At 75.8% G+C, this 14,466-nt stretch carries 12 protein-coding genes; 4 read left to right on the top strand and 8 right to left on the bottom strand.

The features are described 5' to 3' along the window. Positions 1-116 precede the first annotated feature (116 nt). From ACF068_RS09155 to ACF068_RS09165, 3 genes are all read left to right on the top strand, one after another. Entirely contained in the window at positions 117-647 is a 531-nt protein-coding gene (locus tag ACF068_RS09155; RefSeq protein ID WP_392273530.1) for a DUF485 domain-containing protein, read from the top strand. Further along, a complete protein-coding gene (locus tag ACF068_RS09160) occupies positions 644-2,260 on the top strand; it encodes a cation acetate symporter (RefSeq protein ID WP_392273531.1) in 1,617 nt (538 codons plus the stop codon). The genes ACF068_RS09155 and ACF068_RS09160 overlap by 4 nt, the downstream gene beginning before the upstream one ends. A gap of 300 nt (positions 2,261-2,560) precedes the next feature. Further along, complete coding sequence (locus tag ACF068_RS09165) at positions 2,561-3,034, top strand: carboxymuconolactone decarboxylase family protein (protein WP_392273532.1); 474 nt, start codon at positions 2,561-2,563, stop codon at positions 3,032-3,034. A 105-nt stretch (positions 3,035-3,139) separates the two neighbouring features. Here ACF068_RS09165 and ACF068_RS09170 read toward each other — a convergent pair whose 3' ends face one another. The 7 genes from ACF068_RS09170 to ACF068_RS09200 form a co-directional block, all read right to left on the bottom strand. After that, the gene (locus ACF068_RS09170; protein WP_392273533.1) at positions 3,140-4,120 is read right to left on the bottom strand and encodes an Acg family FMN-binding oxidoreductase; all 981 of its coding nucleotides are present in this window, start codon (positions 4,118-4,120) and stop codon (positions 3,140-3,142) included. 158 nt (positions 4,121-4,278) lie between these two features. Further along, positions 4,279-5,817 carry a hypothetical protein gene (locus ACF068_RS09175; RefSeq protein WP_392273534.1) on the bottom strand — a complete coding sequence of 513 codons (1,539 nt, stop codon included), beginning with the start codon at positions 5,815-5,817 and terminating at the stop codon, positions 4,279-4,281. After that, complete coding sequence (locus ACF068_RS09180; protein ID WP_392273535.1) at positions 5,817-7,004, bottom strand: FAD-dependent monooxygenase; 1,188 nt, start codon at positions 7,002-7,004, stop codon at positions 5,817-5,819. The genes ACF068_RS09175 and ACF068_RS09180 overlap by 1 nt, the downstream gene beginning before the upstream one ends. 229 nt (positions 7,005-7,233) lie before the next feature. After that, positions 7,234-8,346: a hypothetical protein gene (locus ACF068_RS09185; protein ID WP_392273536.1), complete on the bottom strand. Its 1,113-nt coding sequence runs from the start codon at positions 8,344-8,346 to the stop codon at positions 7,234-7,236. 325 nt (positions 8,347-8,671) lie between these two features. Next, a complete protein-coding gene (locus ACF068_RS09190) occupies positions 8,672-10,921 on the bottom strand; it encodes a protein kinase (protein WP_392273537.1) in 2,250 nt (749 codons plus the stop codon). A gap of 344 nt (positions 10,922-11,265) precedes the next feature. After that, entirely contained in the window at positions 11,266-11,592 is a 327-nt protein-coding gene (locus ACF068_RS09195; protein WP_392273538.1) for an STAS domain-containing protein, read from the bottom strand. Between the two features lie 208 nt (positions 11,593-11,800). Next, a complete protein-coding gene (locus tag ACF068_RS09200) occupies positions 11,801-12,673 on the bottom strand; it encodes a universal stress protein (protein ID WP_392273539.1) in 873 nt (290 codons plus the stop codon). A gap of 262 nt (positions 12,674-12,935) precedes the next feature. Between ACF068_RS09200 and ACF068_RS09205 the strand changes: the two genes are divergently transcribed. Then, positions 12,936-13,808, top strand: a complete 873-nt coding sequence (locus ACF068_RS09205) for a universal stress protein (protein ID WP_392273540.1) — start codon at positions 12,936-12,938, stop codon at positions 13,806-13,808. A 15-nt stretch (positions 13,809-13,823) separates the two neighbouring features. On the opposite strand, the gene ACF068_RS09210 is transcribed toward ACF068_RS09205, so the two are convergent. After that, positions 13,824-14,429 carry a TMEM175 family protein gene (locus tag ACF068_RS09210; protein WP_392273541.1) on the bottom strand — a complete coding sequence of 202 codons (606 nt, stop codon included), beginning with the start codon at positions 14,427-14,429 and terminating at the stop codon, positions 13,824-13,826. Between the last annotated feature and the right edge of the window lie 37 nt (positions 14,430-14,466).

The following is a 14,466-nucleotide window of genomic DNA, read 5'->3' on the forward strand; positions in this document are numbered from 1 at the left end:
TGGCCGTCCAGTTGCTGGAACGGCCCTTACGGCGGCTCTCTACCGGTGAGTAACATGCGCGGACCACCCGGCACCCCACCCGCCCGCCTGCCCCACCGGCGGCTAGGAGCACGTCGATGTCGTTCCACCGAGCCTTCCCCGACCCACCTCCCTCCCACCCTCCCCGAGGCGCGGAGGCCCCGTTCCCGAACCCCGCGTCGTCGAACCCCCCGTTCCCGAACCCCCCGTTCCCGAACCCCCCGTTCCCGGATGCCCCGTTCCCGGACGCCCCCTTCCGGCAGGCGCCCGCCGCGCACTGGTCGCGGGGCCCTCACGAGCCGCACCCGCCGCGGGACGACCTCGGCGCCCTCCGCTCCGGCTACCAGGGGCTCCGCCGGGTGGCCACGCTCACGGCGCTCGGGTACTTCCTGGTCTTCCTGCTCCTGGCGGCCTTCGCGCCCGGGCTCATGACCGGCGAGATCACCGGCGGGCTCACCACCGGCCTGGTGCTCGGCCTCTGCCAGCTTCCGGTGGCCCTCGCCGCCATCGCCGTGTACGAGCGCACCGCCCGCCACCGGGTCGACCCGCTCGCGGCGGCCGTCCGTGAGCGCACCCCGCGGGGGGACCGACGATGGTCCGGCCGCCAGGCCGGGGGTGACCGGTCATGACCGAGTTCGGCGCCGACGCCCAGACCATGTCCCTCGTCGCCTTCATCGCGGTCATCACGGTCACCCTGCTGGTCTGCGTGATGACCGGGCCCGACGACAACGACCTGGCCGAGTTCTACACCGGCTACCGCTCGCTGTCCCCGGTGCGGAGCGGTCTCGCGATCGCCGGCGACTACATCTCGGCCGGCACCGTGCTCGGCACCATCGGCATCATCGCGCTGCTGGGCTTCGACGGGGTCACCCTCACCCTGAGCACCGTGCTCTCGCTGGTCCTGATGATGTTCCTGCTCGCCGAACCCCTCCGCAACACCGGCCGGTTCACCACGGGCGACGTCCTGACCCGCCGGGCGCCCGGGCCTGCCGTACGGATCACCTCCGCCCTGGTCACCCTGGCCGCGCTGCTGCCCCTGGTGGTCTTCCAGCTGGCCGGCGCGGGCGATCTGCTCGCCGTCGTCCTCGGCTTCCACTCCGGCGGCTTCAAGACCGGGTCGATCGTGTGCCTCGGCCTGCTGATGATCGTGTACGCCGCGCTCGGCGGGATGAAGGGCACCGCGTTCATCCAGATCGTCAAGACCGTGGTCCTCCTCGGCGCGGCCACCGCCATCGCGGTACTGATCCTCGCGCGGTTCGACTTCAGTCCGTCGGCGCTGCTGGTGGCCGCCCGGAACGGGAGCGGCGCGGGGGACGCGTACCTCGCGCCGGGGCTCCAGTTCGCGGGCGACGGCCTGGACATGATCGGTACCCAGCTCACCGTCGTGCTGGGCGCGGCGGTGCTCCCGCACATCACCATGCGCATGTTCGGCTCGCGCGGCACGGCGGCCGTCCGGCGCTCGCTGTCCTGGGCCGTCTCCACCGTGGTCGTCACCTGCCTGCTGCTCACGGTGATCGGGTTCGGCGCGGCCGCGATCGTCGGGCACAAGGACCTCGTGGCGGGCGACCCCCAGGGGCAGACGGCGTTCCTGATGGTCAGCCAGGCCGTGCTGGGCGCGGACCCGACCGTGGCGGAGACGCTGCTGTTCACCGCGGTGGCCACCGCGGTCTTCCTGACACTGCTGGCCTCGGTCGCCGGAATCACCCTCGCCTGTGCCAACACGCTGGCGCACGACCTGGTCGCCCACGGCCTGCGCACCTCCGAGCTGAAGGCGTCCACCGAGACGGCCGTCGCCCGGACCGCCGCGGTGGGCGTCGGGGTCGTCGCCATCGCGATCGCGGCGGGCGCCAGGCACCTGAACCTCCAGGCGCTGCTGACCCTGTCCTTCTGCGTCGGCGCCTCCGCGATCGCCCCGGCGCTCGTGTACAGCCTCTTCTGGCGCCGCTACAGTCGCGCGGGGCTGCTCGCCACCCTGGTCGTGGGCACCGTCGCCACCCTCGTCCTGACGGCCGGCAGCACCCTGGTGTCGGGGTCGCCGCGGTCCATGTTCCCCGACGTGGACGTCAACTGGTTCCCCTTCACCACGAGCGGCATCCTCTCCATCCCGCTCGGCTTCCTCGCGGGCTGGCTCGCGACGGTCGCCGGCGGCGGAGACGCGGCCGAACGCGTCCGGCGCTACGACGAGGTCGAGCCGCTGATCCTGGCGGGCGCGCCCGCGGGGGCGGGCGCCGACCCCCACTGACACCGTCCCGCCCGCGCCGAGGAGCGCCCGGCCCGCCCACCGGCAGGCCGGGCGCTCCGCTGTGAGCGGCCACCGGTACGCGGAGATCATCCGGGCCCACCGCCGTTCCCGCGACGGCTGAGTCCGGGGCGTACGCCACCCGGAACGGCGCGGTGCGGCGGGGAGCCGACGCGGTGCGGCGGCGGCGACGGCACCGCGCGGCGGGGGAGACGTACGTCACACCCCGCCCCTGTCACATCCCGCCCGGCCCGTCCGTCAAGGAGGTGTCAACGCACCACAACGGCACACCAGGAGTGCACCATGGACGCTCGTCTCAACCTCTTCGGCAACCCGGTCGCGGGCCGCATCCTGCGCCACGTCAACGCCGCCGGAAAGGTCGTCACCGACTCGGCACTGCCGGCCGCGACGCAGGAACTGGTGAAGATACGCGCCAGCCAGATCAACGGCTGCGGATTCTGCACGGACATGCACACCAAGGAGGCCGCGCACGCCGGGGAGACCGCGACGCGCCTCCACCTGGTCGCCACCTGGCGCGAGGCCACCGTGTTCACCGACGCCGAGCGCGCCGCCCTGGAACTGACCGAGCAGGGCACCCGCATCGCCGACGCGTCCGGCGGTGTCACGGACGAGGCGTGGGCGAACGCCGCCAAGCACTACGACGAGGACCAGCTCGCCGCCCTGGTGTCCCTCATCGCCCTCATCAACGCCTACAACCGCGTCAACGTGATCGTCCGGCAGCCCGCCGGCGACTACACGCCCGGCCAGTTCGGCTGACCGTTCCGGGTCCGGGACCCGTGCCCCGTCCAGCCGCCCCGGCCCGCCCAGCCGTTCCGCCCCGGTCCGTCGCCACGACCGGGCCGGGGCAGGGGGGCCGCCGGGTCACACGACGTCGAGGACGTCGGACACCGGCCGGCGCGGGGTGGCGGGCACGTCCGGGCCGTACCCCAGCCGGATCAGCATCTGGGGGTGGCCCGTCGGCGACAGCGGGTCGCGCACCACCCAGCGCAGCTCCGGCCACTCCAGCACCTGCGAGTTGAGGGACGTGGACAGCCCGTCCGAGGTCGCCAGGAGCAGGACGCGCTCCATCGCCTGACCGGCCCGCAGCCAGTCCTCCGGGCCGTCGTCCCGGGTCCCGAGGACGGCCAGGCACGGCCACTGCTCGAAGACCGCGGTGCGCCGGCCCTCGACCGGGCGGTCACCGGCGAAGTCCCGCACCGGGGCCCGGCCGCCGTGCCGGCGCGGACCGAACGCCCAGGTCGGCACCCCCTCCAGCGCCGCCGCCTCCCTGCCCGTACCGGTCCAGCGGGCGATCTCCTCCCGCACCTCGGGCGACAACCGCTCCTCCTGCTCGGCGTCCCACACCAGGTCGAGCATCGCCTGGACCTGCCAGGCGTCCGGGAAGGCGAGGCGTGCCCCTTCGACGAGCGCGGCCCCGGCCAGCCCGTCGAGGAGCTCCCGGGGGACCGGCTCGTCCGAGAACGGCTCCCTGCTGGTGCGGCGCCGGCGCACCGCCGGGTACAGGCCGGCGATCTCGTCCTCCCGGTCGGCGGACGCGAACCCGACGATGGCCAGCCGTTCGGGGTCGGCCGGGTCGGGCAGCAGCCGCACCCGTGTCTCCCAGCCGGCCGCCGCCGCGGCCACACGCAGGTTGAACAGCGCGGCACCGCAGCCGACGTGCAGTCCCCGGGCGGAGGGGTCGGTGCGCGGCATCGTCCGCCGCGGGTCCGACATCACCAGCAGCTCGCCACTGCCGCGCACATGACGGAACCGCCAGGGCTGGGCGTTGTGCATCGACGGGGCGGTGGTGGCGGCGGCCACCCAGGACGTCACGGAGTCCGTGTCCGGTGTGCGAACGGGCATGGCGGTCACCTTCCGGGAAGCGGGGCCGGCGGACCCGCCGGCCCCGACAGGAAAGGCCAGGGCGGCTTCACACCCCCAGCGTCGCCCCCGCCGCCCCCGGCGGCCATGGGCCGAACGGCTCCCGTCGGGGCCGAACGTCCCGCCCCCGGAGCGGCCCGTCAGTCCCCCGGCGCCGCCGACGCCCCGGCGCACAGATAGGGACGGGCGAGGAGCAGGCCGGTGGCGGTCATGACGATGCCGACGTACACCGGCGCGAGGTGGACGAGGTCGGTGTAGCGGATCACGCCGTGCACCACGACGGCCGGCAGGAAGCCGGCGGCCGCCGCCGCGGCCAGGGTCCAGAACACCCAGGCCTCACCCCGCCGCCAGCCCCACGCGCTGAGCAGGGTGATGGCCACCGCGGCGGCCATCAGGGCGCCGCCGAAGCCCGCCCGGTCGTGGGCGATGAACGGTACGAGCCGGGGGTTCACGGCTTCCAGCGTCTGCGGGCCGGCGCCCAGGAAGGTCAGGTCGGTCGGTACGAACACGCCGGTCAGACCGACCACCGAGATCACCGCTCCGCCGGCGAACAGCCCCGCTCCCGTGACGATCAGCAGCAACTGGCCGACCAGCGCCCGACGGCGCTCCCGTTCCGGCCCCTCGCGGGCCGGACGCCACCGGGGTGCGTGCGGAGCCCGGCGGACCGCGAGCACGAACATCGGGAACAGCACGAGGGTGGTGGCCGTGTGCAGCGGTTCCACGAAGCCGGTGGCCAGGAAGTAGAACAAGGTGGGGAAGCCGATCGCCCCCGAGAGCAGGTACACCTCGCGGGCCCAGGGCCAGCCGCGTCTGATCCCGCCCAGGGCGAGGCCGGAGTAGAGGGCGCCGATCGCCACCATCGTGCCGGCCATGGTGATCCGGTCGTGCTGGAGGAAGTGCACGAGGTGGTGGTTGGCGGCGTGCAGCTCGCGCAGCGTCATGCCGAGGTAGTCGCGGTCGTACCAGAGCAACACCGGCCCGAGGGTGATCGCCGCGGCGCCCAGCCCGGCTCCCGTCATCCCGAGCCCGACCAAAAGCGCCCACCACCAGGCGGGCCAGCGGCGGGGATCGCGCCCGACGTCACGCAGCGCCGGAGCGGGCGCGGTGGGCGTGGCCGCTTCGGTGACGCGCTGGAACCATCCGGGTCCGGCCGCGACCAGCACCCCCGGCCGGGCGAGCACGACGGCATCCGGCTCTTCGAGCGCGGTGGCGGCGGCGGTGACCGACGCGTCGGACGTACGGACCACGTGCGGGTCGTCGCCGCTGGTGAACCCGTCGACGAACGGCGCGAGGGCGGCCTCGGTCTCCGGGTCGCGGGCGCGGACCACCAGTGGGATCGAGCGGCCGGCGGCGGCCTCCCGCACGGTCCGCGCGTCGGCCGCCGCGACGGGCGCCACCTCGACGACACCGGCCCCGAGCGGGGGCATGGCGCGTACCGCCTCGCGGGCCAGCGCGGGCGGGACGGATATCCCGAGCCGGGCGGCCACGGGCACCCCGGCGATCTCGCCGGCGAGCCGCTCGGGCGGATGGCGATGGCCGAACCCCCGGGCGATCAGCCGCGCGCCGGCGGGACGGGAGCCGACCGAGGCCAGCAGCCGCAGTGCGGCGCGCTGCGAACGGCGCCGACCGAGCACGGCGGCGGCCAGGCCGCGCAAGGGGTGGTACGTCCAGTCCGGCATCAGTCGCTCTCGCCCTCCGTCGCCTCCAGGGGTTCACCGGGCCCGGGCGCGGTCCAGCCCAGCACCGGCGTCATGGAACGCAGCGTCGCCCGCATCGGCGTCAGCCGGGCGGCCGTGTCGCGCAGCAGCACCGCGGGCGGCCACGACAACTGGCCCACCGCCCCCAGCCGGGCGGAGCGGCGCGCGACGGCCTGGGCCCGCGGGCGGCGCAGCAGGTCGTACGAGCGCAGCGCGGCGGCCACGTCCCCGGTGCCGTCGAGGCGGTGGGCGAGGGTGACCGCGTCCTCCAGCGCCTGGCACGCGCCCTGGCCCAGGTTGGGGGTCATGGCATGCGCCGCGTCGCCCAGCAGCGCGACCCGGCCGCGGACGAAGGAGGGCAGCGGTGGCAGGTCGTACAGGTCGTGCCGGAGCACCGTGTCCGGAGCGACCGCCGCCAGCAGGGCGGGGACGGGATCCGGCCAGGACCCGAACCGGCGCAGCAGCTCGGCGTGCTCGGACGGGCCGGAGGCCGCCCCCGGCGGCAGCGACGCGGTCGCGAAGCAGTACATCCGCCCGCCCGGGAGCGCCGTGTAGCCGAACCGCGCCCCGCGGCCCCAGATCGCCGCGCCCTCGGCGGGCGGCCCGGCGAGCGGCCCGGTGACCATGCGCCAGGCGGTGTAGCCGACGTACCGGGGGCCGGCCGCGTCGGGCCACAGCGCGCGGCGGACCGCACTGCGCAACCCGTCGGCGCCGACCACGAGATCGGGACGGGACACGCCCCCACGGTGTTCGACGACCGGGCGGCCGCCCTCGTCGCGGACCACGGACACCTCACTGTCCGGCCGCAGGCAGTCGCCGGGGAGCGCCTCGGTGAGCGCCCGCAGCAGGTCCGCGCGGTGCAGGACCACCAGGGGACTGCCGAAGCGGCGCGCCAGCTCCGCGTTGTCGGTGCGGGACAGCCAGCGGCCCCGGCGGTCGCGTACGCCGCCGGTGGCCTCGACCGCGCCGAGCGCCCGGACGGTGCCGGCCAGACCGAGCGCCTCCAGCGCGTGGAGCGCGTTCGGCCACAGGGAGATGCCGGCGCCGATCTCGGTGAACTCCGGGGCCCGTTCCAGCACCTCGACGCGCCAGCCCCGGCGATGCAGGGCGATGGCCGCCGCGAGCCCGCCGATCCCGCCGCCGACGATGGTCGCGGCGCGCTGCGGCATGGGTCCTCGCTCTGGTGTCGGGGGCGCCGCCCCGGTCGGGTGGCCGTCGATCCGGTGCCCGGGCGGCGGGCGATGACGCGGGGCCGGCTGAGCAGCGCCTCATAGCAACATGTCGACAGGGGCCTGTCAATGTCCGACGGACGGACCGGCCCGAGGGGGCGCCCGGATACGGACGGCCCGGCCCGAGGGGGCGCCCGGATCACGGTTGTGACCCGGGCGCCCCTCGGTGTCAGCCGGAGAGGACCTTGATGTCGTCGACGGTCAGGTGTGCGGGCGCACCGACACCCCAGAAGCCGGCGAAGGCGGTGACGGTCGTGTGGTCGCCGGAGTTGAAGGGCACGCTGATCTGCCCGAAGCAGGCGGGTGTGGTGGGCGGGCACCAGCCGGGCGCCGGGCCGAAGTGGCGTTCGACGGGCGGCCACGCTCCGGGGAGGCGGACTCCGAAGAAGGCCGTGTCGACGTTGCTCGAAGTGCGGAAGAACCCCGTGATCACGTAGTTGGTGTGCGGGCGCACCGGGATCGGCTGGGACAGGGCGTTCCACACGCGGGTTCCGGGCGAGCTCAGGACGGCGGACCTGCTGCCGGTGTTGGCACCGGTGGGGGAGGTGGAGACGGCTTTCGGGTCGGGGCCTTCCACGGTCCAGGGCGCGGAGACGGCGGAGGTGCGCTGCTCCTCGAATCCGCCGTCCTGGAGGGGGTTGCGGTAGAGCTGGATGTCGACGTTCCAGGCGCCGAAGTTGTCCCAGTCCTGGGGGTCGTTGATCCGCAGGTCGAGCTTCCCGGAGGTTCCGATCTGGCGGCAGCCGAGACGGTTGAGGACCTCGAAGGGCTGGGCGCCGGTGAGGCGGCCGATGAGGCTGTACGCGTTGAGGCCGGGCGCGGGATAGCCCGCGGGGGCGGGCCGCCGGGGGTCGGCGCCGGCCGGGGTGACCCACTGGGAGCCGTCGGCTGGCTGCCACCAGAAGCCGCTGGTGGAGACCTCGTCGTTCATGTGCGGGACGACGCGGACGACGTCGCCGGGACGCAGGCCCCGGGCATCCGAGGGGAAGGTGGTGCCCCGGCCACCGGACAGGTGCAGGGCGGCGGACTCGTCCGGGTCGAACCCGTGGGCGCAGCGGGTCTTCGCGGTGGTGGGGACCGGGCTGGGCTCGGCGTGGGCCGGCGCGCCGTGCGGGAGGCCGGCCAGGACGGCCAGCAGCAGAGTCACGGCCAGGTGGCGGCGGACCCTGCCACCGGGGTGGCTGCCGGGGCCCGGACGGGGGACGGCGGGGGTTTCGGGCCGGCCTGACGCGGCGGGAGCGGGACGGAAGGCGGCGCGGCAGCGCTGCCGGAGCTTGTTCATGCGGTTCTCCTCGTACAGGTGTCGGGGCGGGATGGGTGTCCGGTTGTCCGGCGGGCAGGTCGGAGCGGTCCGGCGGGCAGGCGCCCGGACGATCGCTCCGGGTGGCGGAAGGTCGCGGAAGCGGCGGAAGGACGTGCGGGCCGGCCAGGCACGGACGGCGCTCGGCCGCGGCGCTCGCGGACGAACGGCGAGGCCGGTGGGCCGGATGCGGGCACGGCGGGGCCGCGGGGCGGCAAGGCGCGCCGCGTACCGGAGGTGGCGTGGGACGGCTGTCAGGGGGCAGGCCCGGGGACGCTGCGCGCGCGGGCCTGCCCTCGACGGGGCGTCAGGAGCAGGTCAGGTAGAACTGGTCGGCGACCTTCTGCCGGTCGACCTCGGGGGAGCCGACCTGCACGGCCATCTCGCCCTGCACCACTTGGCCGGACTGGGTGTTGAGCAGCCGGACCTCGAAGGTCTCGTACTGGGTGTTGGGGGTGGTGAAGGTCATGCTGCCCGTACGGGGCTGGTAGCCCCGGCCGGTCAGGCGCTCGTCGGGGTACCAGGTGTAGTGGATGCTCCCGGTGCGCCGGGCGGTCGCGGAGAAGGTGAACGTGATCGGCCGGGTGCAGTCCACGGTGTCGGATCGGGGCTGGACGTGGACGGAGGTGCCCATCAGGATCGGCTCCGGCGGGTTCTTGATGTTCCCCGTACCCTCCGAGGCGCCCGTGGAGGTCCCTTCCGAACCGCCCGCCGACGTGCCCTCCGAGGTACCGGTCGACGTCCCGCCGCCGGGCCCCCGGCTGGTCCCGGCGGTCCCGCCGGCGACCGTCCCGGCGGACGCGCCTTGCGCGGACCCGCTCGCCGTGCCGCCGGTCGGCCCGCCGGTGACCGTGCCGCCGGTCGGTCCGGCGGTGACCGTGCCGCCGGTCGGTCCCTGGCCGGTGCCGCCCGGGGCACTGCCCCCGGGCCCGCCGGTGACGGTGACGGTGACCCCGCCCGTCGGACCGGTCGTGGATCCCCCGGTCGGACCGGTGGTGGGCCCCCAGGTCGGACCGCGCGTCGCACCGTCGGAGGGCCCCCAGGTCGGGCCGGGCGTCGCACCCGCGGTCGCACCACCGGTCGGGCCGGGCGTCGCACCGGCGGTCGCACCACCGGTCGGGGACCCGGTCGGGGAACCGCCGACGGGCGGGTCGGCCCCGTCACGCCACGACGGCGGGTGGAGGTTCATCAGCGCCCCCGCGAGGGCGATCACCGCGGTCACCGCGGCCGTCGCGAGCGCCACCCGGGCGGTCCGCGAACGGGACCCGCCCGCACGCGTGTCCGGATCGGGCGCCCGGACCTCGGCGGCCTCCCGGGCCCGCCGGCGGATCATCCCGGTCAGCGGGGCGGGCAGCCAGCCCGGGCCCGGCTGTCCGGCGCGTTCGCAGCACCAGTCGAGCACCTGGCCGGGACTCGGCCGGTCATTCGGGTCCTTGGCCAGACACCACGCCACCAGCTCCCGCAACTCCTCGGGCACCGGCTCCAGGTCGGGCTCGCCGTGCACGATCCGGAAGCCCATCTCCGACGGCTCGCTGCCGAACGGCAGTCGGCCCGTCGAGGCGAAGGCCAGCAGCGCCCCCAGGGAGAAGACGTCGCACTCCGGCCCCACCGTGCCCCTCGTCAGCCGCTCGGGCGCCACATAGCCGGGCGTGCCCACCAGCATCTGTGTCCGGGTCAGTGTGGTGGCGTCCCGGGTGCGGGCGATCCCGAAGTCGATGACCTTCGGTCCGTCCCCGGCCACCAGCACGTTGTCCGGCTTCAGGTCCCGGTGCACCACGTCGGCGCCGTGGATGGCCGCCAGCGCCTCGGCGATACCGGCGGCGAGCCGGATCACCGTGTCCACCGGCATCGGGCCCTGCTCGCCCACCAGCTCCTGCACCGAGGGGCCGGCCACGTACTCGGTGGCCAGCCACGGGTCGTCGGCGTCCGGATCGGACGCCACCACCGCCGCGGTGAACATCCCGTGCACCCGGCGGGCCGCCGCGATCTCCTGCCGGAACCGGGCCCGGAACTCGGTGTTCCCGGACCGCGCACCGTCGATCACCTTGATGGCGACCTTGCGCCCCCCGAGACTTTCCCCCAGGTAGACGCGCCCCATCGCGCCGGCCCCGAGGAACCGCAGCAGCCTGAACCCGCCGATCACGCGCGGGTCGTTCGGTGCCAGCGGCCACAGCGCCTCCCGCCACGTCCCCGCCCCGCCGGTACGGGGCCGGCTGCCGGGTCCGGTGTCGCCGCCGGCCGCGAGGGGCTCCTCGGCGCCGGCCGCGGCCGCGTCCCGGGCGTCCTGGTGGTCCAGGTCCCGCTCGAGCAGGGCCTTGGTGCTCTCCCAGCGCCGCGCCCACTCCCGCACGGCCCGCTCATCGCCACCGCAGGCCCGTACGAAGGCCAGCGCCACGTCCCTCGACGGGAGGTTGTGGCCGCGGGCCGCCGCGTGCAGGGTCGCCCTGCCGTACGTGACCCGCCTCGCCATCGCCTCGTACGAGGGGTTCCCCGCCTCCTGCCGTAACCGCCGCAGCCCCGCCGCGAACTCGACGACAGGCCCCCCACCCGGATCCAACGGTCGTTCCCGACGCCCCACCATCACTGCCTCCCCTGGCTCCGCGCACGGACCTGGCCGTGCCGCGGTCGTCGCCACCGCGCCGGCCGGGCAGCGGCGGCGCGGACTTGCTGCCTCTATGAGTAGCGGCAAAGTCGCCGCCAGGGGCAGGGATCCGGCGTCCCGGGACGTCCATGGACAATCGGACCGCTCCACCGCAGCTCAGCGCCGTCCGGCGGACGCCCTCCGGACAATGCGCGGCGCGGCGTACCGCTGACCGAGGAGGAACTCACCGTGCCGGCACGCCACCCGCACTCCTCGTGCCCGCCGCCGGTCCGCGGCGCGTACCCGGCCCGGTGGACGGCTCAGACGAAGGTGCACGGCACGTCACGGTCCACGCCCAGGGTGCGGATGACACGGGCCGGGAGCCGCTGGATGTGGCACAGACGCAGCCGGACGCCCGCCGCCGCGCAGCGCCGGTGCACCCGGATCAGGAGCGCGGCGCCGGAGCTGTCGCAGAAGGTGACGTCCGCCAGGTCCAGCAGCACTTCCCGGTGCGCGTCGCGCGTCAGAAGGGCCAGCGTCGGCTCGACGCGTTCCACGGTGTACAGGTCGAGCTCCCCCGCCAGCGCGACGCCCACCGTGCTCCCGTCCAGGGGGATCCTCGTCAGGCTGATCCCGGTCGTCGTCATGCGGCAGCCTTTCCTCGTGCGGGCCCTGCCCGGGGACCCTGATCGCCCCGGAGCACGCAGTCCATCAGGGAGCGCCGGGCGCCGGCAGGCCCCGCGAGTCCCCGCCACAGGGCCGAAGGTCCCTCTTCCCGGCGCCCGCTCGACCGTCCCGCCGTGGCCGGAGGACCCCGCCCCCGGACTTGGGGCGTCCCGCGCCCGCGACGGGCCGTCAGTCGTGCGGAACGACCGCCACCGGGCAGGGGGCGTGATGCAGCGCGGCGTGGGCGACCGAGCCGATGCGGGCGCCCACCGGGCCCCGTCGCGTCCGGCGCCCCACCACCAGCAACCGCGCCTCCGCCACGGCCGACAGCAGCACCTGTCCCGCGCTGCCGATCTCGACGTGCTCGGTCACCGGCACCTGAGGGAACCGCTTCCGCCAGGGCGCGAGCGCCTCCGCCAGGGCCTTCCGCTCGAACGGCTCCAGCCCTCCCGCCTCGTCCGCGAGGCGCAGCGAACCGGGGCTGTAGGCGTACACCGGCGGCAGGCTCCAGGCCCGTACCGCGCGCACGGCCGCACCCCGGGCCGCGGCCGCCTCGAACGCGAAGCGGAGCACCGCGCCGCTGTCCTCGGGCGTGCCCTGCTGCCCCACCACGACCTCACCGCCCTCCGCCGGGCGCACCGGCCCCTCGGAAGCGCGTACGGACACCACGGGCCCGGCCGCGGCGGCGATCACCTGCTGCCCGTACGAACCGAGGAGCCGGCCGGCCAGCGCTCCGTGCCCGCGGGAGCCCAGTACCAGCATCCGTGCCGCGGCCGCCTCCCCCAGCAGGGTGGCGACCGCGGTGTCCTGCACCACCTCGGCCGAGACGGCGAGCTTCGGCCACCGCTCCGCGACACGCGTCCCGGCCTCCCGCACCAGCGCCTCGGCGGCCCGGGCCGTCGTCTCCCGGTCCTGCGCCACGGGCACGTCCAGCGGCTGCCAGAGCCAGGCGTGCACGATCCGCAGCGGCACCCCGCGCAGCGCGGCCTCACGCGCCGCCCAGTCGGCCGCCGCCAGGCCCTCCGCGGATCCGTCCACTCCTACGGCGATGGCGCGGGTCATGGGTGCCTCCACACGGTTCGGGGGCGGCCGCCACGGCCACCCCTCCGCACCCAGCATGAGCGGGGCGGCACGTGGTCGCGCAGGGCCGGTCGGCCCCGCGCCGGGGGCCGGCCGGGCCAAGAAACGGCGCCCACGGCCGGACACCCGCCACCGGCGGGCCCACCGGCCCCCGCGCCCCGGGACCTCCGTCCCCTGTGCGGACCCGGGTGGAGCGACCATGGTGGGGAGCGCAGGCCCACCCCCGGCACCGAAGGAGCCCCTCATGTCCCGCACCGTCACCGTCGGCCTCGACGGGTCCCGGGAAAGCCTCGCAGCGACGGACTGGGCGGCCGAGGAGGCGCTGCGCCGGGGCGTGCCCCTGCGCCTGCTCCAGGTCTGGGCCGGTGACGACGACCCGCGCACCCGCCTCGTCGACCCGTTGACGGCCCTCGGCTGGGGGGAGCGGACGCTGGGGTCCGCGCAGCGGCGGCTGCGCACCCGCCACCCGGGCCTCGACGTCGAGACGGAGTGGGGCTCCGGCGACCCGGTCGAGGCACTGTGCGCCGCCGCCGACGAGGCGGAGGTGCTGGTGCTCGGCTCCCGGGGCCTGGGCGCCCTCGCCGGATTCCTGGCCGGCTCGGTCTCCCTGGCCGTCCTCGCCCGCACCCGGCACCCGGTGGTCCTCGTACGCCCGCACAACCGTCCCGTGCCCGGGGAGGCCCGCACGGCCGGCGAGGTGGTCCTGGGCCTGGACGTACGGGGCTCCGCGGACGAGGTGCTCGCCTTCGGCTTCGCCGCGGCCGACCGGTACGGCTGCGGGCTGCGGGTGCTGGCCGCCTGGGCGGTCCCGGCGGTTCACGGGCCCGACCTGGGCGGCGCCCTGGCCGTGACCCTGGCCGACGCGGCCCGGGCCGCACGCCGGGCGCTCGACGAGGCGCTGCTGCCGTGGACGGACAAGTACCCGGGCGTGCCCGTCGTGCGCGAGTGCCACCAGGCCCGCCCGGCCCAGGACCTGGTGGAGGCGTCGCGCGACGCCCTGCTCCTCGTGGTCGGCCGCCGCAACCGGCGGGCGCGGACCGGTTCCCACATCGGGCCGGTCACCCACGCCGTCCTCCACCACTCCCAGGCCCCCGTCGCCGTCGTCCCGCACGACTGACCGGCCCGGGCAGGGCTACCCGGCCGCGCGCCGGTCGACCAGCAGCGACAGGGGCACCGAGGCGATCCAGCTGTAGAGGGCCGCCTGCGGCGAGAACGGGGCGATGCCGACCGAGAGCAGGAACACGAAGGCCTGCGCCGGGAAGGGCGTACGGCCGCCGCGCCCGTACGCCGGGGACCGCGCGATGTGCCGCTGCATCGCGTACAGCACCAGCGCCGCCGTGCCGATGACGGCCCCGTACAGGCCCGGGCCGAGGGGCAGATGGGCGTAGGCCTCCAGCACCCGCGTCGGGAACGGGATCAGGGAGACCAGGACGAGGAAGGCCACGTTCAGCCAGAACAGGCGGGCGTCGAGCCACTCCGCGCCCCGCAGCGCCGTGTGGTGGGCCTGCCAGAACAGCGCGATCACCACGGCGCTCAGCAGGAAGGTCGCCACCTGCGACGCCACGTCGTCGAGCGCGTCGTGCAGCGCCCGGCCGCTCAGCCCCTCCGGCAGCTCGATGTCCAGCACCAGCAGGGTCATGGCGATGGCCATGACGCCGTCGGTGAGGGCGAACATCCGGTGCGAGGGCAGTCGCGGCCCGCCGGTCCGGGCGGTGGCGCGCCCCTGGCCCTTCTCCATGGCCCTGTAGTAACACCCGCGCGGCCCGCGCGCCCAG

The organism is Streptomyces sp. NPDC016309 (genome assembly GCF_043077235.1).
GTDB lineage: Bacteria > Actinomycetota > Actinomycetes > Streptomycetales > Streptomycetaceae > Streptomyces.

Bases quoted from the DNA above. Each gene is read 5' to 3' on its own strand.
- ACF068_RS09155 (WP_392273530.1), top strand. From the start codon at position 117: ATGTCGTTCCACCGAGCCTTCCCCGACCCACCTCCCTCCCACCCTCCC.
- ACF068_RS09160 (WP_392273531.1), top strand. From the start codon at position 644: ATGACCGAGTTCGGCGCCGACGCCCAGACCATGTCCCTCGTCGCCTTC.
- ACF068_RS09165 (WP_392273532.1), top strand. From the start codon at position 2,561: ATGGACGCTCGTCTCAACCTCTTCGGCAACCCGGTCGCGGGCCGCATC.
- ACF068_RS09170 (WP_392273533.1), bottom strand. From the start codon at position 4,120: ATGCCCGTTCGCACACCGGACACGGACTCCGTGACGTCCTGGGTGGCC.
- ACF068_RS09175 (WP_392273534.1), bottom strand. From the start codon at position 5,817: ATGCCGGACTGGACGTACCACCCCTTGCGCGGCCTGGCCGCCGCCGTG.
- ACF068_RS09180 (WP_392273535.1), bottom strand. From the start codon at position 7,004: ATGCCGCAGCGCGCCGCGACCATCGTCGGCGGCGGGATCGGCGGGCTC.
- ACF068_RS09185 (WP_392273536.1), bottom strand. From the start codon at position 8,346: ATGAACAAGCTCCGGCAGCGCTGCCGCGCCGCCTTCCGTCCCGCTCCC.
- ACF068_RS09195 (WP_392273538.1), bottom strand. From the start codon at position 11,592: ATGACGACGACCGGGATCAGCCTGACGAGGATCCCCCTGGACGGGAGC.
- ACF068_RS09200 (WP_392273539.1), bottom strand. From the start codon at position 12,673: ATGACCCGCGCCATCGCCGTAGGAGTGGACGGATCCGCGGAGGGCCTG.
- ACF068_RS09205 (WP_392273540.1), top strand. From the start codon at position 12,936: ATGTCCCGCACCGTCACCGTCGGCCTCGACGGGTCCCGGGAAAGCCTC.
- ACF068_RS09210 (WP_392273541.1), bottom strand. From the start codon at position 14,429: ATGGAGAAGGGCCAGGGGCGCGCCACCGCCCGGACCGGCGGGCCGCGA.